The organism is Agarivorans litoreus, from assembly GCF_019649015.1.
GTDB lineage: Bacteria > Pseudomonadota > Gammaproteobacteria > Enterobacterales > Celerinatantimonadaceae > Agarivorans > Agarivorans litoreus.
Genome location: NZ_BLPI01000001.1, coordinates 2,912,257 through 2,938,697 on the forward strand (window position 1 = coordinate 2,912,257; position 26,441 = coordinate 2,938,697).

At 44.2% G+C, this 26,441-nt stretch carries 27 protein-coding genes; 23 read left to right on the plus strand and 4 right to left on the minus strand.

Annotated features, from left to right (window positions below; translation table 11 throughout):
- The first annotated feature begins 134 nt into the window (after nucleotides 1-134).
- From K5L93_RS13525 to K5L93_RS13535, 3 genes are all read left to right on the plus strand, one after another.
- Nucleotides 135-1,169 (plus strand): Fe(3+) ABC transporter substrate-binding protein, encoded by a 1,035-nt coding sequence (locus tag K5L93_RS13525; protein ID WP_220720303.1) that lies wholly within the window; start codon nucleotides 135-137, stop codon nucleotides 1,167-1,169.
- Nucleotides 1,170-1,271: 102 nt separating this feature from the next.
- Nucleotides 1,272-2,954: an ABC transporter permease gene (locus K5L93_RS13530; RefSeq protein ID WP_220720304.1), complete on the plus strand. Its 1,683-nt coding sequence runs from the start codon at nucleotides 1,272-1,274 to the stop codon at nucleotides 2,952-2,954.
- A gap of 7 nt (nucleotides 2,955-2,961) precedes the next feature.
- Nucleotides 2,962-4,020: an ABC transporter ATP-binding protein gene (locus K5L93_RS13535; protein ID WP_220720305.1), complete on the plus strand. Its 1,059-nt coding sequence runs from the start codon at nucleotides 2,962-2,964 to the stop codon at nucleotides 4,018-4,020.
- Nucleotides 4,021-4,039: 19 nt separating this feature from the next.
- On the opposite strand, the gene argR is transcribed toward K5L93_RS13535, so the two are convergent.
- Nucleotides 4,040-4,507: a transcriptional regulator ArgR gene (gene argR / locus K5L93_RS13540; RefSeq protein WP_016400817.1), complete on the minus strand. Its 468-nt coding sequence runs from the start codon at nucleotides 4,505-4,507 to the stop codon at nucleotides 4,040-4,042.
- Nucleotides 4,508-4,696: 189 nt separating this feature from the next.
- Between argR and K5L93_RS13545 the strand changes: the two genes are divergently transcribed.
- The 16 genes from K5L93_RS13545 (at nucleotide 4,697) to K5L93_RS13620 (ending at nucleotide 20,248) form a co-directional block, all read left to right on the plus strand.
- On the plus strand, nucleotides 4,697-5,404 hold the full coding sequence (locus K5L93_RS13545; RefSeq protein WP_220720306.1) for a transporter substrate-binding domain-containing protein: 708 nt from the start codon (nucleotides 4,697-4,699) through the stop codon (nucleotides 5,402-5,404).
- 180 nt (nucleotides 5,405-5,584) lie between these two features.
- Complete coding sequence (gene mdh / locus K5L93_RS13550) at nucleotides 5,585-6,514, plus strand: malate dehydrogenase (RefSeq protein WP_220720307.1); 930 nt, start codon at nucleotides 5,585-5,587, stop codon at nucleotides 6,512-6,514.
- Nucleotides 6,515-6,764: 250 nt separating this feature from the next.
- Entirely contained in the window at nucleotides 6,765-7,484 is a 720-nt protein-coding gene (locus K5L93_RS13555) for a tetratricopeptide repeat protein (protein WP_016400820.1), read from the plus strand.
- A gap of 77 nt (nucleotides 7,485-7,561) precedes the next feature.
- Complete coding sequence (rnr, locus tag K5L93_RS13560; protein ID WP_220720308.1) at nucleotides 7,562-10,078, plus strand: ribonuclease R; 2,517 nt, start codon at nucleotides 7,562-7,564, stop codon at nucleotides 10,076-10,078.
- Nucleotides 10,079-10,080: 2 nt separating this feature from the next.
- Nucleotides 10,081-10,815 (plus strand): 23S rRNA (guanosine(2251)-2'-O)-methyltransferase RlmB, encoded by a 735-nt coding sequence (rlmB, locus tag K5L93_RS13565; protein WP_220720309.1) that lies wholly within the window; start codon nucleotides 10,081-10,083, stop codon nucleotides 10,813-10,815.
- A 196-nt stretch (nucleotides 10,816-11,011) separates the two neighbouring features.
- Entirely contained in the window at nucleotides 11,012-11,446 is a 435-nt protein-coding gene (gene rpsF, locus K5L93_RS13570) for a 30S ribosomal protein S6 (RefSeq protein ID WP_016400823.1), read from the plus strand.
- A 6-nt stretch (nucleotides 11,447-11,452) separates the two neighbouring features.
- Nucleotides 11,453-11,767, plus strand: coding sequence for a primosomal replication protein N (gene priB / locus K5L93_RS13575; RefSeq protein WP_040306936.1), 315 nt, complete (start codon nucleotides 11,453-11,455; stop codon nucleotides 11,765-11,767).
- A 4-nt stretch (nucleotides 11,768-11,771) separates the two neighbouring features.
- On the plus strand, nucleotides 11,772-11,999 hold the full coding sequence (gene rpsR, locus K5L93_RS13580; protein WP_016400825.1) for a 30S ribosomal protein S18: 228 nt from the start codon (nucleotides 11,772-11,774) through the stop codon (nucleotides 11,997-11,999).
- 50 nt (nucleotides 12,000-12,049) lie between these two features.
- Nucleotides 12,050-12,502 (plus strand): 50S ribosomal protein L9, encoded by a 453-nt coding sequence (rplI, locus tag K5L93_RS13585; protein WP_220720310.1) that lies wholly within the window; start codon nucleotides 12,050-12,052, stop codon nucleotides 12,500-12,502.
- A 157-nt stretch (nucleotides 12,503-12,659) separates the two neighbouring features.
- Nucleotides 12,660-13,841 carry an ABC transporter substrate-binding protein gene (locus K5L93_RS13590; RefSeq protein WP_220720311.1) on the plus strand — a complete coding sequence of 394 codons (1,182 nt, stop codon included), beginning with the start codon at nucleotides 12,660-12,662 and terminating at the stop codon, nucleotides 13,839-13,841.
- Entirely contained in the window at nucleotides 13,838-15,526 is a 1,689-nt protein-coding gene (locus K5L93_RS13595; RefSeq protein WP_220720312.1) for an ABC transporter permease, read from the plus strand. Before K5L93_RS13590 ends, K5L93_RS13595 begins: the two co-directional genes overlap by 4 nt.
- Nucleotides 15,526-16,143: an ATP-binding cassette domain-containing protein gene (locus K5L93_RS13600; RefSeq protein WP_220720313.1), complete on the plus strand. Its 618-nt coding sequence runs from the start codon at nucleotides 15,526-15,528 to the stop codon at nucleotides 16,141-16,143. The genes K5L93_RS13595 and K5L93_RS13600 overlap by 1 nt, the downstream gene beginning before the upstream one ends.
- 137 nt (nucleotides 16,144-16,280) lie before the next feature.
- A complete protein-coding gene (locus K5L93_RS13605) occupies nucleotides 16,281-16,574 on the plus strand; it encodes a c-type cytochrome (protein WP_220720314.1) in 294 nt (97 codons plus the stop codon).
- Nucleotides 16,575-16,706: 132 nt separating this feature from the next.
- Entirely contained in the window at nucleotides 16,707-18,125 is a 1,419-nt protein-coding gene (gene dnaB / locus K5L93_RS13610; RefSeq protein ID WP_220720315.1) for a replicative DNA helicase, read from the plus strand.
- A 6-nt stretch (nucleotides 18,126-18,131) separates the two neighbouring features.
- A complete protein-coding gene (gene alr, locus K5L93_RS13615; protein WP_220720316.1) occupies nucleotides 18,132-19,211 on the plus strand; it encodes an alanine racemase in 1,080 nt (359 codons plus the stop codon).
- Between the two features lie 431 nt (nucleotides 19,212-19,642).
- Nucleotides 19,643-20,248, plus strand: coding sequence for a peroxiredoxin C (locus K5L93_RS13620; protein WP_220720317.1), 606 nt, complete (start codon nucleotides 19,643-19,645; stop codon nucleotides 20,246-20,248).
- 57 nt (nucleotides 20,249-20,305) lie between these two features.
- Here K5L93_RS13620 and K5L93_RS13625 read toward each other — a convergent pair whose 3' ends face one another.
- Together K5L93_RS13625 and K5L93_RS13630 are read right to left on the minus strand one after the other, a co-directional pair.
- Entirely contained in the window at nucleotides 20,306-20,773 is a 468-nt protein-coding gene (locus K5L93_RS13625) for a chemotaxis protein CheX (RefSeq protein ID WP_220720318.1), read from the minus strand.
- A 216-nt stretch (nucleotides 20,774-20,989) separates the two neighbouring features.
- On the minus strand, nucleotides 20,990-21,811 hold the full coding sequence (locus K5L93_RS13630; RefSeq protein ID WP_220720319.1) for a glycosyltransferase family 2 protein: 822 nt from the start codon (nucleotides 21,809-21,811) through the stop codon (nucleotides 20,990-20,992).
- A gap of 1,100 nt (nucleotides 21,812-22,911) precedes the next feature.
- Here K5L93_RS13630 and dusA point away from each other — a divergent pair.
- Together dusA and K5L93_RS13640 are read left to right on the plus strand one after the other, a co-directional pair.
- Nucleotides 22,912-23,904 (plus strand): tRNA dihydrouridine(20/20a) synthase DusA, encoded by a 993-nt coding sequence (dusA, locus tag K5L93_RS13635; protein ID WP_220720320.1) that lies wholly within the window; start codon nucleotides 22,912-22,914, stop codon nucleotides 23,902-23,904.
- A 110-nt stretch (nucleotides 23,905-24,014) separates the two neighbouring features.
- Nucleotides 24,015-24,653 (plus strand): super-infection exclusion protein B, encoded by a 639-nt coding sequence (locus tag K5L93_RS13640; RefSeq protein WP_220720321.1) that lies wholly within the window; start codon nucleotides 24,015-24,017, stop codon nucleotides 24,651-24,653.
- Nucleotide 24,654: 1 nt separating this feature from the next.
- On the opposite strand, the gene K5L93_RS13645 is transcribed toward K5L93_RS13640, so the two are convergent.
- Nucleotides 24,655-25,110, minus strand: a complete 456-nt coding sequence (locus K5L93_RS13645; RefSeq protein WP_220720322.1) for a methylglyoxal synthase — start codon at nucleotides 25,108-25,110, stop codon at nucleotides 24,655-24,657.
- A 113-nt stretch (nucleotides 25,111-25,223) separates the two neighbouring features.
- Here K5L93_RS13645 and K5L93_RS13650 point away from each other — a divergent pair, with 113 nt between their 5' ends.
- Complete coding sequence (locus K5L93_RS13650) at nucleotides 25,224-25,790, plus strand: SOS response-associated peptidase family protein (RefSeq protein WP_220720323.1); 567 nt, start codon at nucleotides 25,224-25,226, stop codon at nucleotides 25,788-25,790.
- Between the two features lie 39 nt (nucleotides 25,791-25,829).
- Entirely contained in the window at nucleotides 25,830-26,423 is a 594-nt protein-coding gene (locus K5L93_RS13655) for a gamma-glutamylcyclotransferase family protein (RefSeq protein WP_220720324.1), read from the plus strand.
- Nucleotides 26,424-26,441: the final 18 nt, after the last annotated feature.

The window sequence follows — 26,441 nt, forward strand, 5'->3', positions numbered from 1 at the left end:
AATTAAAAAGTAATAAAAAAGGCCCGCTTAGCGGGCCTTTTTTTGTTTTAAAACATAGTCAACGATGTGATCCCATGTTAATCTAAAGTCAAATGATAACGATTTGCGTTTAACATATATTGAAGGACTCATTTGTGAATAAATCAGTATTTTCTTCATTAGTGGCTGTATTGGCTTCACTAGTGGCAGCCACGCCAGCCTTAGCTGCAGAAGAAGTAAACTTATACTCTTACCGCCAACAAAGCTTGTTACAACCATTAACTGATGCGTTTACCGAAGAAACCGGCATTAAGGTGAATGTTGTGCATGCTGAAAAAGGTTTAGCTGAAAAGATTAAAGCGGCAGGCGAAAACAACCCTGCAGATTTGGTACTAACTGTTGATATAGGCCGTTTGGAAGAAGTGCGCGCTGCCGGTTTATTTGAAGCGGTTCAGTCTCCAGTTATTGATGAAGTAGTGCCTGCTCACTTACGCCACCCAGATAACTTATGGTTTGCCCTTACTACACGCGCTCGGGTTATTTATGCTCATAAAGACCGCGTTAAAGAAGGCGAGCTTAATTCACTTAAAGATTTAGCTGATCCCAAATGGCAAGGCCGTATCTGTACCCGTTCTGGTAAGCATGTTTACAACATTGGTTTAATTGCTTCAGTGATTGCAGAAGACGGTGAAGCTGCCGCAGAAACGTGGCTAAAAGGTCTAAAAGCTAACTTGGCACGCAAGCCACAGGGTAACGATCGTGCTCAAGCTAAAGCCATCTTCGAAGGCCAGTGTGACTTAGCGATTGCTAACCGTTACTACATGGGCAAGATGTTCTACAACAGTAAGAGCCCAGAGCAGCAAGAGTGGGCTGAGCAGATCCGTGTTGTATACTTAGACCAAGACATTGGCGGCCGCGGTCAGCACATTAACATTTCAGGTGCAGGTTTATTGAAAACGGCTAAAAATAAAGACAACGCAATTAAGTTGTTAGAGTTCTTAGTAGGCGAGAAAGCGCAAGGTTTATACGCAACCGCCAACTTTGAAGAGCCGGTTCGTGCAGGCATTAAAACTGACGAGTTTATTGAAAGCTTAGGTGATTTTAAAGCTGACCGCATTTCTCTGCAAGAAGTGGCAGATCAACGTGCAGCAGCAGCACGTTTAGTTGACCGTGTTGGCTATGACATGTAAAGATTGTTAAACTTGCAATTCTACTAGCAAGCATAGATAGAGCTGGCCTTAGGTCAGCTTTATTAGTTTTCGGTTTCGTGCCGTTTATTTTATTTGGAAGCTATGAGCACTACCGCTAATTCAACTTCGCCTTTCTCGTTAGCTCGTTTACGCTTTGACCCATGGGTATGGCTTGCTATGGCCATTGCAGCTTTAGCAATGGTTCCTATCGTTACTATTTTTGCCCTATCATGGTCAAATAACCAAGATATATGGCGGCATTTGCTGGATACGGTATTTTGGATTTATGTTAAAAATACCCTAGTGCTGTGCTTAGGCGTGGCCTTGTTTACTAGTTTAATGGGCACTGGTGCGGCTTGGTTAGTCACGCGCTTTAACTTCCCTCTGAAGTCGGTTTTGGTTTGGGCGCTGTTGCTACCTTTAGCGGTGCCTAGTTATATACTCGCCTTCGTTATCACCGATCAGCTTGAATACGCAGGCTTTGTGCAAAAAAGCTTGCGCGCTCTATTTGGCTGGCAAACCGCACGAGACTATTGGTTCCCGGAAATACGCTCTATTCAAGGCGCCATTGCGGTATTGAGTTTAGTGCTATATCCCTATGTGTATTTGTTAGCTCGTGCTGCTTTTGTGGAGCAAGCTGCACAGCTTTTTGAAATGAGCCGCTGCCTAGGCAAAAGTCAAACTCAGAGCTTTTTTAAGGTAGCATTGCCACTAGCGCGACCTGCCATTGTGGTTGGGGTTACATTAGCGCTTATGGAAACCATTAACGAATATGGCACGGTAGAGTTTTTTGCAGTGCCTACGTTAACTGCGGGAATATTTGATGTATGGCTAAATATGAGCAGTTTGTCGGCCGCTGCTCAAATAGCCTTACTGCTGGTGAGTTTTTCTATATTGCTGCTGGGTTTGGAGCGCTATAGCCGCAACGCTGGTAAGTTTTATAAGCTAACCGGTCAATCTCCCGCTATGTTTGCCGAACCGCTTTCGGGCTTCAAGGCGTGGCTCGCGACCGCTTTATGTTTATTGCCGATTAGCCTTGGTTTTATTTTGCCAATCACGGTGTTAACTAATTATGCATTGCGCAATTTAGACCAAGGCTTAGAGCTATATTTAAGCAGCGCTTGGAACAGCTTTTCTCTGGCGATTATGGCTGCGTTGCTAACGACGATTTTAGGTTTGTTGTTAGCCTATGGAGTTCGTTTATCTAAAAGTAATAAAATACGGAGTATCGCAGAGGCCGCTACCTTAGGTTACGCCATCCCCGGTGCGGTGCTAGCGGTAGGGATTTTATACCCGCTTGGTGTGTTTGATAATGCTGTTGATAGCTTGATGAAAGCTTGGTTTGATTATCCCACCGGGTTACTGCTCACGGGCACCGGTGGCGCCTTGGTACTAGCCTATTCGCTGCGTTTTATCGCTTTAAGTTACCGTACTCTCGACGCAAGCCTTACCAAAATTACTCCTGAGATGGATGATGCTTCACGTATTCTTGGCAGTCGCTCAGGCAAAACCCTTTGGCGTATTCATCTGCCATTAATTCGGCCAAGCGTACTTACCGCCATGTTACTGGTATTTGTAGATACCATGAAAGAGTTACCTATCACCTTGATTCTAAGGCCGTTTAATTTTGATACTTTATCAACCCAAGTATGGGATTTAGCCTCTTTAGAACAGCTTGAGCAAAGCGCTTTGGCTGCATTAACTATATTACTGGCGGGCATTATCCCGGTTATTATTATGAGTCGAAATATCGGTTCTTCTGAACGTCGCCCACAAGGACAATAAACCCGCAATGAGTATTGTTTTACGCAAAGTTAATCATTTTTATGGTGAGCAACAGGCATTAAAAGATGTCAGCATTGAAGTGAGCGAAAATCAAATTGTTGCCTTACTTGGGCCTTCTGGCTGCGGTAAAACCACACTATTACGTCTTATTGCCGGTTTAGAGCGACTGCAAAGCGGCGAGCTTTACTTGCAAGACAAGCTAGTGGCTGCGCCCCAGCAAGCGATTCATTTAGCGCCAGAGCAACGTGCCATTGGCATGATGTTCCAAGACTATGCCTTATTCCCTCACATGAGTGTGCGTAAAAATATCGAGTACGGTTTACGCAAGCAACAAGATCTTGCTAAACGGACTCGTTGGATTAAAGAAAGCTTAGACAATATGGGTATGCAGGGCTTATTAGAACGCTTTCCGCATACCCTATCGGGTGGCCAACAGCAACGGGTTGCCTTACTGCGCGCATTAGCGCCAGAGCCAAGTACGTTGTTGTTAGATGAGCCATTTTCAGCACTTGATGAACACCTTCGTCAACAAGTGCGAGAAGAAACCCTTGATGTACTGAAGAAGACCAATACCCCTGCAGTAATGGTGACTCACGACCCATTAGAGGCAATGTTTATTGCTGACAAAATTGTGGTAATGGAGAAGGGGGAAATTGTGCAAAATGCTAGTCCTCAGGAGATTTACAATCACCCTAAAAATGCTTTTGTTGCAGCCTTGTTTGGCCCTAGCAATCGCTTTGAAGTAACAGTGGAGGAAAACAAAGTTAACACGCCACTTGGAGTGTTTTCTGCAACTGAGATAGAAAATCAGCAAACAGCCGAGATTATAGTGCGTGCAAAAGACATTGTTGTGCATCAGCTAGAAAACAAAGATCAGATAGAAGCTACAGTGATATCAGTGCATGCAATGGGTAACGAAACTCACTTTAGATTGCAACTAAGCAATATGCCTGAGCGGGTGATTCACGCGCGAATGCGCGATCATTGGCAAGCGAGTGCTGGCACAAAAGTATGGTTATCGGTAGATAGGGATGCGGCATTTGTCTTCCCTAAAGCATCGCTTTAGGGAAGCTAATTAGGCGTAGTTAGCCAACCTCGAAGAGTTCTTTCACAGACTGGAAGACATCGGCAATATCTACTTGGCGAGTAGGAGTGATAAAAATGGTGTCATCACCAGCAATGGTGCCAAGAATACCCTCAGCTTTGCCTAATGAGTCTAGCAAACGGGCGATTAGTTGAGCTGCGCCGGGGCTGGTGTGGATAACGATGAGTGCGTCATTGAAATCCATTTCTAATACTAAGATTTTAAGTTGGCTAGAAACGGTTGGAACTCCTAATTCTGCCGGTAAGCAGTAAACCATTTCCATTTTTGCGTTACGCGTACGCACCGCGCCAAATTTACTTAGCATGCGTGACACTTTCGATTGATTAATGTTTTCGAAACCTTGCTCTTGCAGGGCGGTCACTATTTCGGCTTGCGAGCCAAATCGTTCCTCTTTTAACAGTGATTTAAAGGCTTTTATTAACTGTTCTTGTTTATCGCTATATTTCATCGGTGATCCGAGCTTATAAATCCGTTGTCATTGTCGCCAACTTTTTACTCTAATTCAACTTTATTCTAGTTTTATGCATATAAATGCATACTCCGGCACAGAATTATTATTGCATTTAATAACAATTAGTTGTGAGCCTTTGCTAAGCTGAATTATGATAGCCCCATCCGGCTCGATGAGTAGTTGATTATGTGGATTAAACTTTTCATTCTTCTTCCTGTTTTGATCTTTGGTTCAGCCTTTGCTGAAGATAAACCCCTGCGAATTGTTACCGAAGCCTCTTACCCGCCTTTTGAAGCCTTTGACGAGCAAAAGCAACTGGTAGGTTTTGACATTGAGCTAGCCAAAGCGATATGCCTACAAATAAATAGAGAGTGCGAGTTTTATCACCAGCCCTTTGATAGCCTGCTCACCAGTGTGGCGGCGGGGCATTACAACATAGCTATTTCTGCCCTCGATATCACCGAGCAGCGCAAACAGTTAGTTAACTTTAGTGATGCCTATTTTGACAACATGGCGGTGTATATTACTGGTTCGAAGCAAAAGATCGCTGATAGCGCTGTGGTGGCGGTACAAAGTGGATCTAGCTTTATGCGTTTTTTACGTGAGCAACGGCCAGATATTTTGTCGATTGCTTATCCCAGTTACCAATTGGCACTTAATGATTTAGAACAAACGAAAATAGATGCGGTGTTTTTGGATGCCGCTGCCGCGCACTACTGGTTAGCGAGTCATCCAAATTTTGTTACTCAAGTAGACGAAAGCTATCCTGCCAGTGGTTTAGGAATGGCTATTTCCAAGCAAGACGAAGACCTGCTGAATCAAATCAACCATGCGCTTAAAGTGTTAAAAAATAATGGTACTTACCAAACAATATATCAGTCCTTTTTTAACTAACAAATACTGTTAGACCAAGGTCTTAAGCCATATTGTTAAAGTGTGATTAAGGCAGCCTTTTCCTGTTTTAAACTTGCTTTAAAAATGTTGCTAAATTGTATTTTGAGGCGGATTCCGTTATCTTGTCAGCTGTCTCTATAGACATCCCCTCTACAACTACAAAAAGCATGGAGAAGTTTGATGAAAGTTGCCGTATTAGGTGCTGCAGGCGGAATTGGCCAAGCCCTTTCATTACTATTAAAAACTCAGTTACCCGCTGGTTCTGAACTTTCGCTTTACGACATCGCCCCAGTAACACCAGGTGTTGCTGTAGATTTGAGCCACATCCCTACACAAGTGGCCATTAAAGGATTTGCGGGCGAAGACCCAAGCCCGGCCCTAGAAGGTGCCGATATCGTTCTTATTTCAGCTGGTGTGGCGCGTAAGCCAGGTATGGATCGCTCAGATCTATTCAACATCAATGCTGGGATTGTTAAAAACCTTATCGAGAAAGTCGCTGTTACTTGCCCTAAAGCGTGTATCGGTATTATCACTAACCCTGTTAATACTACTGTGCCAATTGCTGCAGAAGTATTGAAAAAAGCCGGTGTATACGACCCTGCTAAATTGTTTGGTGTGACTACACTTGACGTAATCCGCTCTGAAACATTTATTGCTGAAGCAAAAGGCTTAAACCCTGCCAACATTAACTTAAACGTTATTGGTGGCCACAGTGGTGTAACTATCTTGCCATTGTTATCTCAGCTAGATGGTATTTCATTCACCGATGAAGAGATTGCTGCGATGACCACGCGCATTCAAAACGCCGGTACTGAAGTAGTTGAAGCTAAAGCGGGTGGCGGCAGCGCTACGCTTTCTATGGGCCAAGCAGCTGCACGTTTCTGTTTGTCTCTAGTTAAAGCCGCTCAAGGCGAAGACGTAATTGAGTGTGCCTACGTTGATGGTGGCAGTGAACATGCTAAGTTCTTTGCTCAACCAGTACGTTTGGGCCCTCAGGGTGTTGCTGAAATCTTACCTTACGGTGAGACTAGTGCATTTGAGAAAGCTGCAATTGACGGCATGTTAGATACCTTACATGGTGACATCGATAAAGGCGTAGAATTTGTTTAATTGCAAATCTTAGTTCCAAATAAGGAGTGCATCGCACTCCTTTTTTGTGCCTATTTTTAGTGTAAATGGTTGACTATAAAGCTTTTGTTTCTTGATTTTTTGCGCCGTAGCGCTTGAGCTAAACTAATCTTAACGAGGCATTAAACTAGCTTTAGCTTTGAAAAAGCCATTTAGAATAGCAAGGATAAAAGTGGCTTTAGTTTTTTGGCATGATGCCGATAGCTTAAGTGTTAAGACGATAGGAACGGCTATGAATAAGCAGATCATTTCACTACTTCTTGCTGCGGGAATAAGTTCAGCGGCCTTTGCAGAATCTATTGATGCCTTGTCAGTGGATGATGAATTAGATACGCCAGCACAGCAAGCTGAGCCGGTCACTATCGATCCTACCGAATACACCAGTCCATCAGATATTGAAGCGGTTCAGCTTTATAAGCAAGACGAGTTAATTACTTGGATTAACAACAATCAGCACCTTGCTCGGGTGAAAGCAGACGATTGCCAGTTAGTTGAAGATATTGAGGCACGGGCCGAAAAAGTCGCTATTCCAGCTTACCAGTTTTTGTGGGGTGATATGCTGGCATGGGGAGTCTGTGTTGATTCAAATCCTGAGCTTGGCGTTATGTACATGTGGCGAGCGGCTAATCAAGGTTTAGCTGCGGCCATGGAGCAACTAGGCCGCTATTACGCAACCGGTACCTTAGTTCAGCAAGATTACGCCAAAGCTATTCCATTATTACGTGAAGCAGCCGGACAAGGTTTTCTACCCGCTCAGTTGCGCTTAGTATCTCTCTATGTAGAAGGCAAAGGCAGCCCTTACGATTACGAAGATGCTTATCGCTGGTTACATCATTCAATCATTGCCGACAAACAAACTCACCGAGAAGCCAGCCAATTATTGGCCGCGCTTGCCAGCAAAATGCCTGAATATGTAGTGGTTAAAGCTAAAGCAAGCAACCAACCCTACTAAAGCCACGCGCAAAGCATTAACATAGAGCTATTCTTGAAGAGTAATACTTTTTATTGCTCAACTTAGTAGGTTAGTTAATGCAAAATCAGGCTGTGTCGGCCACACTAAAATCGACCTTACTCGCTGCCTTAACAGAAGAAATGGCCCCCGTTTCTAAAGATTGGCTCAAAGCCTTGTGCAGTGAAGAACAACGAAGCCAATTCTCGGCAAGCCTTGCTGAGTTGCTTGATGAAGGTGCCTTAGTGACTACCCGGATTGGTGCTTATACCTTACCTGAGCGTTTAGGCTTAGTGACCGGAACCGTTATTGGTCATCGTGATGGTTTTGGTTTCTTAAAAACCACCCAAGAAGGCACCGATTTATTCTTACCCGCAAAAGAAATGCGCAAGGTCTTCCATAACGATTTTGTGTTGGCAGCGCCATCTAGCATGGATAAGCGTGGTCGCCGTGAAGGTCAAGTCATTCGTGTATTAAAACCAGGTAAATTAGAGTTAGTGGGGCGCTTTTTTGTTGAGGGTAATCACCGCTATGTAGTGCCGGACGATTCTCGAATTAACCAAGATATTCTCATTGGCAAAAATGACACAGCAGGTGCTCGCCAAGGCCAAGTGGTCGTGATTGAAGTGCTTAGTCGCCCTTCGGCTCCCAAACTGGCTGTAGGTAAAGTGATTGATATTCTCGGTGAAAAAATGGCACCGGGTATGGAAGTGCAAGTTGCTTTGCGTAATCACGATATTCCCCATGAGTGGCCAAAAGCGGTCACTAAAGCCGTTAGTAAGCTTGAAGAAGAAGTGGATGATGCGGCTAAACAAAACCGCGTTGATTTGCGTGAACTACCATTGGTTACCATTGATGGTGAAGATGCTCGCGATTTTGATGATGCAGTATATTGCGAAGCGAAAAAGTCTGGCGGCTGGCGTTTGTGGGTAGCCATCGCAGATGTGTCTTATTACGTGCGTCCCGATGCCGCACTCGATAAAGAAGCACTAAATCGTGGTAACTCGGTGTATTTCCCAGACCAAGTTATCCCTATGTTACCAGAGCAACTCTCCAATGGATTGTGTTCACTTAACCCAAAAGTAGACCGCTTATGTATGGTGGCAGAGATGACCATTTCTGCTGCTGGCCGTTTATCGGGTTATAAATTTTATGAAGCGGTAATGCACTCGCATGCGCGATTTACCTATAACAAAGTGGCAGCGATTCTGGATGGTGATGAAGCTTTAGCCCAACGCTACGCCGAGCAAGTTCCGCACTTGCAAGAGCTGCATCGCTTATACAGCGCTTTAAAAGTAAGCCGTGCCCAGCGCGGTGGTATTGAGCTAGAAACGCAAGAAACCCGTTTTATTTTTAATGCCCAACGCAAAATTGAGCAAATTGTTCCGCTAACCCGTAATGATGCACACAAAATGATTGAAGAGTGTATGATTCAGGCAAACGTGGCAGCGGCTAAGTTTGTAGAAAAGCATCAGCAAGCCATTTTATATCGGGTGCACGATCGCCCCGGTAAAGAGCGGTTGACTAATTTTAGAGGTTTCTTGAATGAGTTAGGCCTGCCATTAGGTGGAGGTGAAGAACCACAGCCGAGTGACTACTTTAAACTAGTTGAAGCCATTCAAGAGCGACCTGATCTTGAGCTGATTCAAACCATGTTATTACGCTCAATGATGCAGGCAGTTTATCAACCTGACAACATTGGCCACTTTGGTTTAGCGCTTAAATCTTATGCCCACTTTACTTCACCTATTCGTCGTTACCCAGACTTGTTATTGCACCGAGTGATTAAGTTTCTAGTTAATAAGTTAGAAGCTGAGGCCGCCGGCAAAACCGTTAAAAACAAATGGACGGTTACCGGTGGTTACTCTTATCAAGATGATGAAATGGATAAGTTTGGCGAAGTGTGTTCAATGACCGAACGTCGCGCCGATGATGCCACCCGAGAAGTGTCCGACAGTCTTAAATGTGAATACATGCAAGATCACGTGGGCACCGTGTTACCCGCAACCATTGCGGCAGTCACCGGTTTTGGCTTTTTTGCCCGCTTGGATGAGTTTCATATTGATGGCTTAGTACATATCAACTCTTTACGTGGCGACTATTATCATTATGATGCCGCTCGCCAGATCTTGGTGGGAGAGAAAACCGGCAAGCGCTTTAGAATTGGTGATGCGGTTACAGTAAAAGTAGCCTCGGTAAACATGGCCGATCGTAAAATGGAATTTGTCATCGTTAATAAAGATGGTCAGGACGACGAATTTGACCGCCCAGAGCGAACTGGCAAAGATGGCGGTCGTGGCAAACGCTTTGCTAAATCAACCGGCGATTCCGAACGCTCTAGGGATGGTAAAAAGAAACAACGCCATCGTGACAGTAAAAATAAAGGCAAACGCCGTGGTACTGCTAAATCGAAGAGCAATGAGAGTAGCAGCGAGAACAAAGGTGGCTTTAGCCCTTGGCAGCAACGTGATCCTGCGGCCAAAAAGGCAAAATCAAATAATGAGGCTAATGCCAAAACGCGCAAAAAGCCTAAAAAGAAACGTAAGCAGCGCCCTGGTAAACAAGAGCGTAACGCTGTTAAACAACAGAAGAATTAAACATGAGCCAACAAGTTATTTATGGTTTGCACGCAGTGCAAGCTTTGCTAGAGCGCAGCCCAGAGCGAATTATCGAAGTATATGCCTTAAAAGGGCGTCAAGATGAGCGTTTATTACCCTTGCTGAATGAGCTGCGTCGATTGGGCGCCTCGGTTCAGTTTATGCCACGTAAAGCCTTAGACGACAAAGCCGAAAGTTCGCAACACCAAGGCATTGTGGCGCGAGTAAAAGCGGGTCGTGGTTACAACGAAAATGATTTAAAGCAGCTGGTGGAATCAAGCTCGGCTCCACTGTTTTTGGTATTAGATGGAGTAACCGACCCACATAACCTGGGGGCATGTTTACGTAATGCTGACGCTGCCGGTGTGGCGGGGGTAATTGTGCCAAAAGACAAATCGGTTCAATTAAATGCCACTGTGCGCAAAGTAGCCTGCGGCGCAGCCGAGACCGTACCGCTAGTGGTGGTAACAAACCTTGCGAGAACTCTGCGCGAATTGCAGCAGCTAGGTGTTTGGGTAGTTGGCACGGCGGGTGAGGCTGAACAGTTTATTTATGACACTAAGTTACAAGGCCCAATGGCGATAGTAATGGGTGCAGAAGGCCGTGGGATGCGCCGTTTAACGCGCGAAACCTGCGATGAATTAGTGAAGTTGCCAATGCTAGGTGCAGTATCAAGTTTAAACGTATCGGTTGCAGCAGGAATTTGCCTGTTTGAAGCGGTACGCCAGCGCCGTTAATACACAATTTACCCTGCCAAAAATACTGAGTTACTAGCCTCTGAGTGGAATCTCATTCAGAGGCTTTAATTTAGCTTGATTAAATTCTCGCCTTCACATAAAATCAGCGCCCCTAAAACAGCCATTTTACTTTTAGTTCCTTGCCTCTTCGGTTCGGCTGTACCATGAACGAGGCTATAACCCGTAGGGAGCAATCATGCGTCATTACGAAATCGTATTCATGGTCCACCCAGACCAGAGCGAACAAGTTCCAGGTATGATCGAGCGTTACTCAGCAGTTATCACAGATAACGGCGGTAGCATCCATCGCTTGGAAGATTGGGGCCGCCGTCAATTGGCTTACCCAATCGAAAAATTGCACAAAGCCCACTATGTTCTTTTGAACATCGAAGCTAGCGCAGAAGTTGTTGATGAATTGGAAACTGCTTTCCGTTTCAACGATGCTGTTATCCGTAACATGATCATGCGCACTAAGTCTGCTGTTACAGAGATCTCTCCAATTGCTAAAGCTAAAGATGAGCGTCCAGCTCGTCGTGACGAAGAGCGTCCAGCTCGTCGTGAAGAAGCAGCACCAGCAGCTGAAGAAGCTCCAGCAGTAGAAGCTAAAGAAGAGTCAGCTAGCGAAGAATAAGACCTTATGTCTGAAAATAGGTTGGTTTTGCAGGGGCGAGTATTACGCGCACCAAAACGCTCTACCAGTCCGGCCGGTGTTGCACATTGCCAATTTTGGCTAGAGCATCGTTCGCAGCAACAAGAAGCTGGATTTTCTCGCCAAGCCTATTGCCAAATAGCAGTAGTTGCCAGTGGCGATATTTTGAAGCAAGATTCATCGCATATAAGTATGGGGTGTGAAGTAAGAGTAAGTGGTTTTATAAATAGCCACAAAGCGGCCAACGGTTCATATCGATTGGTACTTCATGCTTCTGAAATTGATTTGTTATCACGAGGATAATGTTATGGCACGTTTTTTCCGTCGTCGTAAATTCTGCCGCTTTTCAGCGGAAGGTGTTGTTGAGATCGATTATAAAGATACAGCAACATTAAAAAACTACATCACTGAAAGTGGTAAAATTGTACCTAGTCGTATTACTGGTACAAGCGCTAAATACCAACGTCAACTTGCACGCGCTATTAAACGTGCTCGTTACCTGGCTCTATTGCCATACACTGATTTACATAAGTAAATCGGCGTTTGCAACTAGCCTAACTCAATCGAATTAATCGAGGAAAGGTAATGGAAATTATTCTATTAGACAAAATCGCTAACTTAGGCGGTTTGGGTGATCAAGTTAATGTTAAAGCAGGTTACGCACGTAACTTCTTGATCCCACAAGGTAAAGCTGTTCCTGCAACTAAAGCTAACGTAGAAGTTTTTGAAGCTCGTCGTTCAGAATTAGAAGCTAAACTAGCTGAAACTTTGAAAGCATCTGAAGCTCGCGCTGAGAAACTAAATGCTCTAGAAGCAATTGTTATCGAAGCTAAAGCTGGTGAAGAAGGTAAACTATTCGGTTCTATCGGTACTCGTGACATCGCTGATGTTATTACTGCTGCTGGTGTTGAAGTAGTGAAATCTGAAGTTCGCCTACCAAACGGTGTACTACGTAACACTGGTGAAGTTGAAGTTGTTATTCAAGTTCACACTGACGTAAGTGCTACTGTTACTCTACAAGTTGTTGCTGCTGAATAATTTCAGCTATATAGCTTGAAAAAACCGCGCCTAGGCGCGGTTTTTTTGTATATTGGCTATGATTTTAAAGGATTTTGAAAGATAGTTGATATAAATCCGGTTTTCACTATAAGTATTTCGTTGTCGCAAATTGGTTACTTGAACAAGGAGAGTTAGAGTGCGTTTATTTTTGGTTTTAGCGACCGCCTTAATCAGTGTTTTTTCCCATGCTAATAGCAGTTGGTCAGACATAGAGCAGCAAGCTAAAGGGCAAACCGTATATTTTAATGCCTGGGCTGGCGCCGATAATATTAACGCCTATATTCGCTGGGCGGGCGAGCAAGTTAAGCAGCGCTATGGTGTTGAACTTGAGCATGTAAAGATTACCGATACCGCCAATGTGGTCAGCCGCATTTTAGCGGAGAAAGTGAGTGGCCGAACTAACGGTGGCAGTGTTGATTTGGTGTGGGTTAACGGCGAGAACTTCCGTGCCTTAAAAGAGGCCAAATTGCTCTATGGTCCATTCACTCAATACCTACCGAATTTAGCGCTTACTGATGCTAATAATCCCGCTTTATTATATGACTTCACTATTCCTGTTGAGGGCTATGAGTCTCCTTGGGGTGGCGCGCAACTGACATTCTATTACGACGGTGCTCGCATTAAACAAGCGCCAACGTCGATGCAAGCTCTGCTTAGTTACCTACAGAAAAACCCTGGCTTATTTAGTTATCCAGCGCCACCAAGTTTTTATGGAACCACTTTTGTAAAGCAAGCCTTGTTTGAAACTATTGATGATACCGAGCAACTGTATCAGCCAGTGAATAAGCAAACCTTCGATAAGGTGACTAGCAAGCTATGGGCTTATTTGGATCAGTTACACCCTTTAATGTGGCGCCGTGGCCAAAGCTTTCCAAGTGGAAGTGGTCAAATGCAGCAACTGTTGAATGACGGCGAGTTAAGCATCGCTTTTAGCTTCAACCCTAACGATCCGGCTGCTGCCATTGAGCAAGGTTTACTGCCTGAATCGGTACGTAGTTATGTGCATCAAATCGGAACGGTAGGCAATACTCACTTCTTAGCCATTCCGTTTAATAGTGACGCCAGCGCAGGTGCGATGGTAGTGGCCAACTTTTTATTATCGCCTGAAGCCCAAGCTCGCAAAGCTGATTTAACTTACTGGGGTGACCCAACGGTATTGGCGCTAGAAAAACTTAGTGAACAACAACAACAGTTTTTCGCCGGGCAGCAAAACCAAGCGAGTTTAAGTGCAGCAGATCGCGCTAAAATATTAGGCGAACCTCATGCTACTTGGGTCGCTTTGTTAGAAGCAGAATGGTTGCGTCGCTATAGTCGATGAGAGAGTTTTCCCAAAAGGCAGCAGTGTTATTTCCAGTTGTGACCGGTGCACTGCTGATGCTGCCTTTGCTGTTTGGTTTTATTGATACGCTGTTACCTGCTTTTGGCTATTTTCCTATTGCTTCTAAACACCAATTTAGTTTAAACGTTTGGCAACAGCTGTTTAGCTATTCGCCATTATGGCAATCGGTATTGCTTACGGTGTTTACTGGCTGGGCTGCCGCCTTATTGTCATTGATAACGGCGCTTTGGTTAATTATGCATTGCTACCAGAGTCGTTGGTGGCAGTTTTTAGAGAAAACACTGGCGCCTTTTTTAGCTATTCCACACGCTGCAATGGCCATTGCTTTATTGTTTTTATTAGCGCCTAGTGGCTGGTTAATGCGTTTGGTCTCACCTTGGTTAACTGATTTCAACTACCCGCCTTTATGGCAAACCACTCAAGATGCTTGGGGCTTAAGCTTAATGCTCGCTTTGTGGGTGAAAGAGTTACCATTCATGTTATTGGTATTAATGTCTGCTTGTTCTCAATTACCAGTAAAACGCAGTTTGGCACTTGGCCAAAGCTTGGCTTATTCGAGCCAGCAAGTATGGCAAGATATTTTGTTCCCGCAGTTAATTAAACGTATTCGCTTACCGTTTTTTACGGTGCTTGCGTTCTCACTTACTGTTGTGGATGTGGCGCAAATTATCGGCCCGAGTAAGCCAGTAACCTTAGCATTATTGGTCTGGCAGTGGTTTAGCGATAGCAATATCGATCTGCGTTTAGTGGGAGCGGCGGGCTCATTACTACTGCTTGCAGTAGTGGTATTGAGTGTCTTGTTGTCTTTAGGCTTAGAAAAGCTCTATCTTACTAGGCAACTAAATAAAGCCATGCAAGGCGTTCGCAAATCAGCGAGTAGCGCCAAACTTGCTCGTGGTTTGTTAGTGACACTGGTGATTAGCTTAGTATTGAGCTTATTGGTGATCCTTATTTGGTCAATAACTTGGCGATGGAGATTTCCTGATGTATTGCCTGCACAGTGGAGCTTGCACTATTGGCAGCAAGCAGGGAGTTATTTGCTAGCACCATTGTTTAATAGTTTAGGCATTGCGTTTTCTTCGGCCGCCATAAGTTTAATATTGGTTGTTGGCTGCTTGGAGTACCAATTAAAACAAGCCGATACGTCGCGCTGGTGGTCAATTATGATGTACTTGCCTTTGTTGTTGCCTCAAGTTGTATTTTTATTTGGTGTGCAAGTTCAGCTGTTTAAGTATCGTCTAGACGGCAATCTCATCACTGTTATCTGGGCGCACATTATTTTTGTTTTACCCTATGCGTATTTATCTTTGGTTGGCAGTTATCGAGCCTTTGATAAGCGTTATATGCAGGCAGCGGTTAGTTTGTCGCATAGTTATTGGCGCAGTTTCATGGCAGTAAAATTGCCCATGCTTACTCGTCCTTTAGGTTTGGCTTTTGCTATTGGTTTTGCTGTGAGTATTGCTCAATACTTACCTACTTTGTTTGTGGGAGCAGGGCGAGTGAGTACTCTAACCACCGAAGCCGTCGCGCTGGCTTCTGGTGGTGATAGGCGAATAACTGCAGTGATGGTGATATGGCAAACGTTACTGCCACTACTGGTGTACAGTGCTGCTATTGCTTGGCCTAAATGGCGCTACCGGCATTTTCGAGGGATGCATAGTTAATGTTAGAGATTAAAGATTTTGGTTTGGCGTTTGCTCAGCAGCACTTTTTAAGCAAGCTTAATATGTCGGTGGCCGGTGGTGAAATCGTGACTATTATGGGGCCGAGTGGGTGTGGTAAATCTAGTTTTCTAGCGGCTATTGCCGGCACTTTAGACGAAGGCTTTACTTGCTCGGGAGAAATATGTTTAGCCGGGACATCTTTGTTAAACAAGCCGCAAATGCAACGCCAAGTTGGAATGCTGTTTCAAGATGATTTGCTGTTCCCGCATTTCAACGTTGCGCAAAACCTGCAATACGGCTTAGCACATGCTAAACAAGGCCAAGCAGCTCAACTTATAGAGCAAGCTTTAGCTGATGCTGGTATGCCCGGCTATCAGCAGCGTGATATTGCTAGTCTGTCGGGCGGTCAACGGGCGAGGGTAAGTGTATTACGTAGTCTATTAGCAGAGCCGAAGTTGTTATTGCTTGATGAGCCTTTTAGCAAGCTAGATAAACCCTTGCGCAAACAGTTTCGCGAGTTTGTTCGAGAGAAAATTGAAGAACTGTCAATTCCGGCTCTTTTAGTGACCCATGATGCAGAGGACTGTTTACAAGCTCCCCCAATTGCTATTTTTTGATGGTGGTTTCTGCCTAAGTATTAAACTGTTGCTGTTGAGTTTTATTTGATAAGCTTAATTTACCTGGTGCTTTATTGTGTGGAGCGAAAGTGTCAGGACTCACATAGAGATCCCCAATAACAATAAAGAGGATGAAGATGAACAAATTGATTATTGCACTGGCATTGTCACTACCATTTGTCGCATCAACCGCAAACGCGGCTCCAGCTAAAGCGCCATTGTGTGCCGCGTGCCATGGAGCAGAAGGCAAGGCTATGATTCCGGGTTATCCGCATTTAGCTGGCCAAAATGAACAATACCTAGTGTCTTCACTGAAAGCTTACCGTGATAAGCAACGCAATGGTGGACAAGCTGTTGTAATGCAGGGCCAAGCGGCTAACTTAACCGATGCAGAAATTGCCGAATTAGCCGCCTATTACGCTAAGATGTAAGCAATCTTTTTTTGCAATAAGCCAGCCTAAAGCTGGCTTTTTAGTTTCTAAATCTGGGGTAAATGTTACTTGGTGTGGCTGCATAATTCGCGCATAATAGGCGTCAGTAACAAACAACCGCAATGAAACATTATGGCAGCCAGCGCGCCCTCTCGTAAGTATAAAGATAAAGACAAAAAGCCTAAAGATTCGCAAATCGACCAGCTTAAAACACCGCCGCATTCTCTCGAAGCTGAACAGGCAGTATTAGGTGGCTTAATGCTCGACAATAACGCTTGGGACAATGTGTCGGAGCTGGTGGTTGAGCAAGATTTCTATCAACGTGCTCATCAATATACCTTTTCGGCTATGCACCGTTTGGCGGAAAGCGGTCAGCCTATCGACTTGGTGACAGTATCAGAAGAGTTAGAGCGTCAAGAGCAGCTAGATGATATTGGTGGTTTTGCATATCTGGGTGAGATTGCTAAAAATACCCCAAGTGCCGCCAATATTCGCGCCTATGCTGAAATTGTTCGAGAGCGAGCGGTAACTCGAGAACTAATTGCAGTGGCTAATGAAATTGCCGATAGCTGCTATGAACCGGCTGGGCGAAAGAGTAGCGATTTGCTGGACTTTGCCGAAAGCAAAGTATTTAAAATTGCCGAGTCTCGGGCTAATGCCAACGAAGGCCCTAAAGAAGTAAAAGGCCTGTTGGCTGAAACCATTGATAAAATTGAAGAGTTGTATAAATCACCTAACGATGGTGTGACAGGTGTATCAACAGGCTTTGCCGATCTAGATAAGAAAACCAGCGGCCTGCAAGGCTCAGACTTAATTATTGTTGCAGCTCGACCATCTATGGGTAAAACCACCTTTGCGATGAACTTGTGTGAATACGCAGCAATGACGCGTGATAAGCCAGTATTAATCTTTAGTTTGGAGATGCCTTCAGAACAGATCATGATGCGTATGTTGGCCTCACTTGGGCGCATTGACCAAACTAAAATTCGTACCGGTAGTTTGGATGATGATGATTGGGCAAGGTTGTCTTCAACTATGGGCTTAATGGCCGAAAAATCGAAGATGTACGTGGATGATTCATCGGGTTTAACCCCTACCGAAGTTCGCTCTCGTGCTCGCCGTGTAGCGCGTGAAGAAGGCGGGCTTAGCATGATCATGATTGATTACTTGCAGCTGATGCAAGTACCGGGTTTAAGTGAAAATCGGACCTTAGAAATTGCCGAAATTTCTCGCTCGCTTAAATCACTGGCGAAAGAATTAAACGTACCAGTTGTGGCGCTTTCTCAGCTTAACCGTAGTTTGGAGCAGCGCGCCGACAAACGCCCAGTAAACTCCGATTTACGTGAATCGGGCTCTATTGAGCAGGATGCCGACTTAATTATGTTTATCTATCGTGATGAAGTTTATAACGAAGGAACTGATAACAAAGGCCTTGCCGAAATTATTATTGGTAAGCAGCGTAACGGCCCTATTGGCCGTGTTCCACTTACCTTCCAAGGTCAGTTCTCTCGTTTTGATAATTGGGCTGGCGAATTTTACGACGATGAATAGGTGCTAATGGAAATCGCCAATGCACAGGTTTCGCTATCTGCTTTAAAACACAATTACGCAGTATTAAAGCAACGTGCGCCAAGTAGCAAAATTTTGGTTGTTATTAAAGCTAATGCTTATGGTCACGGCATGTTGCAAGTGGCAGAGGCCTTGGCGGAATTTGCAGATGGATTTGCGGTTGCTCGTAGTAAAGAGGCGATCGCGTTGCGCAAGGCGGGGATTGAATCACATATTCTCGTACTAGAGGGCTTTTTTGACGGCGCAGAAGCGCAAGAGTTAGCACTGCATCAAGTGGCTACGGTCATTCATAGCGAGCAGCAATTAGAGCTGGTAGAACAGTTATCTTTAAGGCAGCCATTAGAGACTTGGATTAAGCTTGATACAGGGATGCATCGTTTGGGATTACTGCCCGAGCAATTTAAGCAATTATTACCACGAATTCGCGCGTGCCAAAATATTCAAACACCTTTCAAATTAATAAGTCATTTTGCTTGTGCTGATGAGCTGGAGCATCCCTTAACACCCCAGCAAATTGCATTGTTTAGTGAGTTAACCAAAGAGCTTGGTGTGGAATGCTCGTTGGCTAATTCGGCTGGAATTCTTCTTTGGCCAAAGGCGCATGCGCAGTGGAATCGTCCAGGGATTTCCATGTATGGGATTTCTCCTCAAGTGGATAATAGCGGAGCGGATTTTGGTTTGATTCCTGCCATGACCTTGCAAACAAACCTTATCGCGGTGCGTGAACACCCACAAGGTGAGTCGGTAGGCTATGGTGCCACTTGGCGAGCAGAACAAGATACTCGTTTAGGCGTAATTGCCATGGGCTACGGAGATGGTTACCCTCGCAGTGCGCCAAATGGCACTCCGGTTTGGTTAAATGGTCGCTTAGTGCCTATTGTTGGGCGGGTCTCTATGGATATGCTATGTGTTGACCTTGGTCCCGATTGTAAGGATAAGGTCGGCGACAAGGTAATACTTTGGGGGCCAGAGTTACCCGTTGAGACCATTGCAAAGGCGGTTGGCACAATTGCTTATGAGCTGGTCACTAAGTTGACATCAAGAGTTCGTATAACTTACACAAACTAGGGGCTGTAGATCTTTGCTGATGGTTTTTGCAGCAATTTATTAGCCATTTAGGCAAGGCAGTGAGTGTGCAGTTAAGTGGGCTTAATAATCACTCGCTAACGCTGAATAAATGGCTAAGAAATGCTGCCCGAAGGGTTCGGATAAGCGAACTTTACTCTTTGTTAAGCACTTCTTGCTTAGCCCACTAGGCTTCTAAGTGCTCGCCGCGATTAAAGCCCGCTTATCTCGAACAAAATTTCAACACCAAAGATCAACAGACCCTAGTATTTACAAGTTCATCAAATTAGGCTATTAATTGGGTGCTGAATTATTAATCTATATTTCGATAGTTTTTATCTATTGAATTAATTGATTAGATCAATTCGTCAAATCGCCAATTTTGGCGCATCATTTATAGCGAAATTGATAACCTATTTAACAAGGAATACGAAATGAGTGTATTAGTTGGTCGTCCTGCTCCAGACTTTACTGCCGCTGCTGTTCTAGGTAACGGTGAGATTGTTGATGCCTTTACGCTAAGTGAGCACATCAAAGGTAAAGCTGCGGTAGTATTCTTCTACCCACTAGATTTTACTTTTGTTTGTCCTTCAGAGTTGATTGCTTTCGATCACCGTTTTAAAGATTTCCAAGATAAAGGCGTTGAAGTAATCGGTGTATCTATCGATTCTCAGTTCTCTCATAACGCGTGGCGTAACACTGCAATTGAAGATGGCGGTATCGGTCAAGTTCAATATCCACTAGTAGCAGACGTTAAACACGAAATCTGTAAAGCTTACGACGTAGAACATCCAGAAGCTGGTGTAGCCTTCCGTGGTTCTTTCCTAATCGACGCTAATGGCGTAGTTCGCCACCAAGTTGTGAATGACCTACCGCTAGGTCGTAACATTGACGAAATGCTACGCATGGTTGACGCATTAAACTTCCACGAGAAGCACGGTGAGGTATGTCCTGCACAATGGGAAGAAGGTAAAGAAGGTATGGACGCAAGCCCAGAAGGTGTTGCTAAGTACTTATCTGCTAACGCTGAAGGTCTATAGTTAGTTAGAAAGTAAAAAGCCCGCAACTGCGGGCTTTTTTGTATTTATCGTATATAGTTAAATGTTTTCGAAACAAATCTCGATAGTTGCGTGGCCATGAATAGAAGTAAAAGGAATTAGTACTTTAGGCCCTTCGGTTTTATGAGTGATGGTATGCGACGGGCCAGACACTACTACTGGTGTCGCCATATCGAAATCGTAACCACTCTCTGCTAGCAAGCGTTTTGCTCCACCAGTCACCATGTTTGTAATTTCGCCAACCATGTCGGTGACTTCTTCATTAATTGATTCTGGTGCCTCACCTAGCATGCGGCGCATAATTTCAATGGCTAGACCTTTATCAAAACTGATTGACAGAGAGCCTTTGGTTTGAGGACCAACCATACCAATCAGTCCAGAAACATCACCGCGTGCAATTTCGTCTTTTTTTAGCCCAGGTTTACCTGGCTTAAGCTCTAGTTGAGCCATGGTTTCGAGCACGTTTAAAAGAGACTTTAGAAAAGGGTTAACAAACTTTACATCCATAGTGACAGATTACTTCCTACTGTAGGTGAGGTTGGTCAAATTTACATCAGCTGCTTTGGTTTTGTTATCGACCAAAATCACAAAACTATTGAGATTTATCTTAAGAATCGCACGAGATCCGATGAGCTGCAACTATTAGTCATATTTTTACGAAGTGCTTCACTGAATTGAAGAGAGTAAATTGATATTCAGGCTCGCATTCATTTAGTTTCACGCTCATTTATAGTTATTTGGAATGAGCGCAGCTGCTAGTCTGTAAATAAAGTAGCGAATGCCGGTTGCTCTCCAGGCGGCTAGCTCAAAAGTGCGCTGTAGGTTGTTACACAATGCCCAAGCTCCCCCCACTTTGTAAAGATCTCTCCAATGTTTTTTAAATACCCTTAAACGCCCATAAAAGATGTACTGCCAGCGACTGGATTCATTACCTTGGTTGGCTCGTCGAAACCAAACTAAGGGTTTGGCAATAAACTTATACTGATGCCCTTTGGCCAGGAGGGTGAGGAACAAGTCATAATCTTCAGCAATAACCTCTGAATCAAAGCCTTTTGCATCCAAAAAGTGCTCGCGTTTAACCAGCCAGCTTGAAGGAACGATATGCGAATCAATTAAGCTATCACTGATGCTAAGATAAACGGGCTTAGCGTCACAAGTTTCAATAGCTTCACCTTCTTGAGAAAAGATATTGGTAGCACAGTGGCAGCCGGAGAGTCCGGGCTCGTTCTCCATTATGTCTTGTTGAAGTGCTAGTTTGTTTTTATCCCAATAATCATCGGCATCTAGAAATGCGATAAATTCACCTTTTGCAGCTTTTACGCCGTTATTACGCGCGTTCGCTATTCCCAAATTAGTGGGGTGGTCAACAATAGTGGCTACCGAGTTAAATTGTTCTAAGTATTCTCTCGCTTCCTTGCTTGAACCATCATTAACAATGATTAATTCAAGGGCTGGCTGAGTTTGTTCTATTACAGAATGAACCGCTTTGGAAATAAATTGTTGATTATTAAAATATGGGATCACCACTGAGGTCTTGGCTGCCACTTGTTTTTCCTTGAAAGTTTCATCACAAGAGTTAGGTTGTATTCGGCCGTTGCCAGTTTTTGTGCATAGCAGACTTTATCAGTTATCATTTGATTAGTAGAGACGCTTGATAAGTTTATTAATCTAGCTTTTTTCTTGTATTAATACTTTAGTTCAATAGGTTAGTTGAATGGTAACCATTCATTTTTTAGTTGCCGCATCGATGTATTCAAGGAAGTAAAATGAAGGAAATCTGTACTGTTTCTGCTCAATTTAAAAGATGATGATTACCTGCTAACTATTTTTAAGGGGGAGCTCGAGCTGAGTAAACAATCCCATGGCTAAGTTAACATGTATTCAAATGTTGAGTTGTATGCGCAAATAATTAGGGTCTGTTGATCTTTGGTGTTGAAATTTTGTTCGAGATAAGCGGGCTTTAATCGCGGCGAGCACTTAGAAGCCTAGTGGGCTAAGCAAGAAGTGCTTAACAAAGAGTAAAGTTCGCTTACCCGAACCCTTCGGGCAGCATTTCTTAGCCATTTATTCAGCGTTAGCGAGTGATTATTAAGCCCACTTAACTGCTCACTCACTGCCTTGCCTAAATGGCTAATAAATTGCTGCAAAAGCCATCAGCAAAGATCAACAGACCCTAGTCTCTTTCGCTGATTGTTGAGCCTAATTTATGTGGTTTTTGCTTTGCTAAGCGTGTACTGGGGGGCATGAGGTTTTTGGCGAGTTTGGAAGGATCCTTGACTCTCCAAAAGATCACTTAATTGCTGGTTATTATAATTGGCAACAGGCTTTTAGTATTGGGTCAAAACGCGGTGTAGATTTGGTTAATCGGTGAAAGCACTTCGAAAGCAAGTTTGTTGGTTGAGCAAGCGAGTTAGCCGAGTGGGTTAAGGTTGGCGAATGTCAATTTTTCTTGAATAAGCAAAGTTTAATTAGAGCAAAGTATTCCTCGGTAAGATTGGGCAATACCCACTCAGCCGTAGTATAATTGCTGGCTGAGTTAAGTGAACTCTCGTATTTGTAAACACTCGATAAGCTCTAGGCCGTATAGGCTTAGCATTTATAGTTAGTGCTTTGATCTTATGCCATTTTATTATTATGTTGAACCTATGACTCAAGTTTTACCCTACCAAGCTCATCGTTTTTCTGTTGCCCCAATGCTCGATTGGACTGACCGTCACTGTCGTTACTTCCACCGTTTGATGAGCAAAAATACCCTGCTTTACACTGAAATGGTAACGACAGGAGCGATCTTACATGGCAAAGGGGATTACTTAGGGTTCTCTGAGCAAGAGCATCCGTTAGCTTTACAGCTGGGTGGTTCGAATCCGCAGGAATTAGCCGAATGTGCAAAACGCGCTGAAGATTTAGGTTATGACGAAGTAAACTTAAATGTAGGTTGTCCATCAGACCGAGTACAAAATGGCCGTTTTGGCGCTTGTTTAATGGCAGAGCCCGAGCTGGTGGCTGAATGCGTTAGTAAAATGCAGCAGCAGGTGAAGATCCCGGTTACGGTAAAAACACGGATTGGTATCGATGAGCAAGATAGTTATCAGTTTCTAAAAGACTTTATCGAGCCGGTGGCTGAAGCTGGCTGCGAAACCTTTATTATTCATGCGCGTAAAGCTTGGTTGTCTGGTCTAAGCCCAAAGCAGAATCGAGATATTCCTCCGCTAGATTACCCAAGAGCTTACCAAGTAAAAGCTGATTACCCGCAGCTAACCATAAGCGTAAACGGCGGAATTGCTAGCTTGGAACAAGTGCAAGAGCACCTAAAGCATCTTGATGGTGTTATGCTAGGTCGCGAGGTTTATCAAAATCCTTACCTATTAGCGAATGTGGATCAACAGATCTTTGACGATCCGCAGCCAGCATTAAGCCGCCATCAAGTGGCTGAGTTAATGCTGCCATATATTGAAAACCATTTGGCACAAGGCGGCCGTTTACAACATATTAGCCGCCACATGCTAGGGTTATTTCAAGGTTGTGTGGGCGCGCGTGCTTGGCGTAGGCATTTAAGCGAGAATGCCCATAAGAAAGGTGCTGGCATTGAAGTGATGCAAGCCGCAATGGACTTAGTTCCAGAGCATCAAGAAGCCTAGCTTACTTACTTGTTTAATTGAGGCCGCTTTATGCGGCCTTCTTATTATCTGGCACAGCCCTTGCTATCACTACCTGCGAAGAGTCAGCTTTTTGTCAGGAGTGCAAAACAATGGAATTTTTAGGACGTTTAATCGCCCGCTGGGGCATATTAGACATTTTTATGGCGTGGGTGCTTACCGCCAGTGGCATGTTGCTGGTTATTCCCAAGCAGTGGTTACCTGGAGCAGGCTTAAACGCGCAACTGCTTATGGCCTTAACCATTAGTTGTGTTGCTGGTTTGGCATACTTCCTTAGCCGCGGTGTGTTGTTAATGATGGCTAGCATTACAGGGGCTGTTCAGCATCGTCGTGAACTACAGCGTTTGTCGTTGATGGTTTCATGTTTGGATCATTCTGAGCGTGCAATTTTACGCGAATTTATTATTACTCGCCGCAGCGTCCTAAGCCTCCCATTAAAAGAGCCAGCCGTAGCCAACTTAATGGAGAATGGTGTGTTAAAGCCAATGAATGAGCAACATGTTCATGAGCAACGAAGCAATGTGGACATGATGATCAATTTAGCTGCACGGCCATTACTGAGTTACAAAGCTTTAGGTTTACCAGTGGGTAAGTTAAGTGAGGAGCAAATTGAGCATTTAAAGTCAATTCGTCCTCGTTTTTTACAGCCAGATTACAAAGCAAATCGTACTCACTCTGGGAAACTATTTAGGATCCGTGCCGGTGATACAGAAAGCCAAACGGCGGCGTAGTTTAACTAGTACGCTGTTTTAGATAACCCGCGTAATCGGGCACATCTACCGAAAACTCCTGATTAAAGTGACGGCTGGCTAAGATAAATTCAGCCGTCGCTTGGTTGGTTGCCATAGGTATATTCCATACCGCCGCCAAGCGCAGTAGCGCTTTGACATCAGGGTCATGCGGAACCGCATCTAGCGGATCCCAGAAGAAGATCATTAAGTCTATTTTACCTTCTGCAATCATTGCGCCTAATTGTTGGTCGCCACCCATTGGACCGCTTAACAAGGCCTCTACTTCAAACCCTTGCTGTGACAACAGTGTGCCGGTGGTGCCAGTTCCAAATAGTTGATGTTTAACTAAATCTTCACGATGATTCTTCGCCCAGTTAATTAACGCCGTTTTTTTATGGTCGTGGGCTACCAATGCAATACGTTTGCGAACGTTCATGGTGCGGGTGGTTGTATCCATGTTACCTCTTAAATACGATTAGTTTGAAAGCGTTTACTACAGATTATGTTACTGTTTGTATTTACTATTAGCTAGCAACAGCCAGCAGATAATCAAGGTGGGATAACAAAAACGTGTGCGGTAGCGTAATGATTGGCGGTGAATATGAAATACGACAAGCCGTAGGTGTGGATTCGTTATTTCTAGATTTTGGCGAAACCAAACAGTATCGTCCGAGTGAGTTGTTGCCAGCTTTAATCTTTGAGCAGGAAACCCTGCGTTGTAAGCCTTTTATATGGGGAGTAAAGCACCCTCGACATCCCCAGCTTGTTATTAATGCTCGAGTAGAAAGCGCGGCTAATAAAGCGATGTTTCACAACGCCTGGAAAACCCAGCGTTGTTTACTGCCGGTAAAAGCGTGGCATGAATGGCGTAATCAAGAACGTTTTGAGTTTAGTTTGGAGCATCAAAATGTATTATTGCTGGGTGGTTTGTATTTGCAGGCTTCTGAGGGAAAACAGCACTTAGTTGTTCTTACTCAAGCTGCAGCGAATGCTTTGCAACAATATCATCATCGCATGCCTTTGTTGTTTGAACTCGAGCAAGGCTTGCGCTGGTTGGGCGGGGAGCCGTGTACATATAAGGCGGAGCAGTTTCATTATCATGTGTCGAGCAATAGCCCACAGATGGGCTTGTTTTAGTAAGTATATTTTGTCGCATCAAGTTTCTAGGAGTGATTGATGATTTACATTTTTGGTTATGGCAGTTTAATTGATGCAGATTGCAGACAGTGTACCTTTCCTGGTGAACATGCGTATGCAGCGCGGTTACATGGCTACCAACGTTATTGGAGTGGTTTAAAAAGCGCTGATGACCGTTCCGCTGTTGTAATTACTCCCGATAATAATGCCAGCGTGAATGGGGTGCTGATTCCTTTTGATGAAAGCTTCTTGCCTGAACTGGATAAGCGCGAAGAAGATTACGATAGAGTATTACTCGATGTTGCACAGCTTGATCTCTTAGATGTGTTGCCAAAGCCAGCGGTTAAAATATATACCTATGTGGCTAAAGAGTATTGGCATCCGCAGAGCAATAGCCCTATTTTACAGTCTTATTTAGATGTGTGCTTGCGAGGGTGTTTGGCGGTAAATGAGCAATACGCTCGTGAGTTTTTGCTTTCAACCAATTATTGGGTAAGCCACTGGTTAGATGACCGTCATCAACCGATTTACCCAAGGGCCATTAACATGGATGCTCTAGCCTTAGAGCAAATTGATTCGATATTAAATGATATGGTGCATTTGGCTGATTACAAGCCAGTCGCTCAGAGCTAAGAATTTGGGTATAAAAAA

Excerpts from the sequence above, each read along its gene's own strand:
- K5L93_RS13530 (WP_220720304.1), top strand. The coding sequence starts at position 1,272 with ATGAGCACTACCGCTAATTCAACTTCGCCTTTCTCGTTAGCTCGTTTA.
- K5L93_RS13535 (WP_220720305.1), top strand. The coding sequence starts at position 2,962 with ATGAGTATTGTTTTACGCAAAGTTAATCATTTTTATGGTGAGCAACAG.
- argR (WP_016400817.1), bottom strand. The coding sequence starts at position 4,507 with ATGAAATATAGCGATAAACAAGAACAGTTAATAAAAGCCTTTAAATCA.
- K5L93_RS13545 (WP_220720306.1), top strand. The coding sequence starts at position 4,697 with ATGTGGATTAAACTTTTCATTCTTCTTCCTGTTTTGATCTTTGGTTCA.
- mdh (WP_220720307.1), top strand. The coding sequence starts at position 5,585 with ATGAAAGTTGCCGTATTAGGTGCTGCAGGCGGAATTGGCCAAGCCCTT.
- K5L93_RS13555 (WP_016400820.1), top strand. The coding sequence starts at position 6,765 with ATGAATAAGCAGATCATTTCACTACTTCTTGCTGCGGGAATAAGTTCA.
- rnr (WP_220720308.1), top strand. The coding sequence starts at position 7,562 with ATGCAAAATCAGGCTGTGTCGGCCACACTAAAATCGACCTTACTCGCT.
- rlmB (WP_220720309.1), top strand. The coding sequence starts at position 10,081 with ATGAGCCAACAAGTTATTTATGGTTTGCACGCAGTGCAAGCTTTGCTA.
- rpsF (WP_016400823.1), top strand. The coding sequence starts at position 11,012 with ATGCGTCATTACGAAATCGTATTCATGGTCCACCCAGACCAGAGCGAA.
- priB (WP_040306936.1), top strand. The coding sequence starts at position 11,453 with ATGTCTGAAAATAGGTTGGTTTTGCAGGGGCGAGTATTACGCGCACCA.
- rpsR (WP_016400825.1), top strand. The coding sequence starts at position 11,772 with ATGGCACGTTTTTTCCGTCGTCGTAAATTCTGCCGCTTTTCAGCGGAA.
- rplI (WP_220720310.1), top strand. The coding sequence starts at position 12,050 with ATGGAAATTATTCTATTAGACAAAATCGCTAACTTAGGCGGTTTGGGT.
- K5L93_RS13595 (WP_220720312.1), top strand. The coding sequence starts at position 13,838 with ATGAGAGAGTTTTCCCAAAAGGCAGCAGTGTTATTTCCAGTTGTGACC.
- K5L93_RS13600 (WP_220720313.1), top strand. The coding sequence starts at position 15,526 with ATGTTAGAGATTAAAGATTTTGGTTTGGCGTTTGCTCAGCAGCACTTT.
- K5L93_RS13605 (WP_220720314.1), top strand. The coding sequence starts at position 16,281 with ATGAACAAATTGATTATTGCACTGGCATTGTCACTACCATTTGTCGCA.
- dnaB (WP_220720315.1), top strand. The coding sequence starts at position 16,707 with ATGGCAGCCAGCGCGCCCTCTCGTAAGTATAAAGATAAAGACAAAAAG.
- alr (WP_220720316.1), top strand. The coding sequence starts at position 18,132 with ATGGAAATCGCCAATGCACAGGTTTCGCTATCTGCTTTAAAACACAAT.
- K5L93_RS13620 (WP_220720317.1), top strand. The coding sequence starts at position 19,643 with ATGAGTGTATTAGTTGGTCGTCCTGCTCCAGACTTTACTGCCGCTGCT.
- K5L93_RS13625 (WP_220720318.1), bottom strand. The coding sequence starts at position 20,773 with ATGGATGTAAAGTTTGTTAACCCTTTTCTAAAGTCTCTTTTAAACGTG.
- dusA (WP_220720320.1), top strand. The coding sequence starts at position 22,912 with ATGACTCAAGTTTTACCCTACCAAGCTCATCGTTTTTCTGTTGCCCCA.
- K5L93_RS13640 (WP_220720321.1), top strand. The coding sequence starts at position 24,015 with ATGGAATTTTTAGGACGTTTAATCGCCCGCTGGGGCATATTAGACATT.
- K5L93_RS13645 (WP_220720322.1), bottom strand. The coding sequence starts at position 25,110 with ATGGATACAACCACCCGCACCATGAACGTTCGCAAACGTATTGCATTG.
- K5L93_RS13655 (WP_220720324.1), top strand. The coding sequence starts at position 25,830 with ATGATTTACATTTTTGGTTATGGCAGTTTAATTGATGCAGATTGCAGA.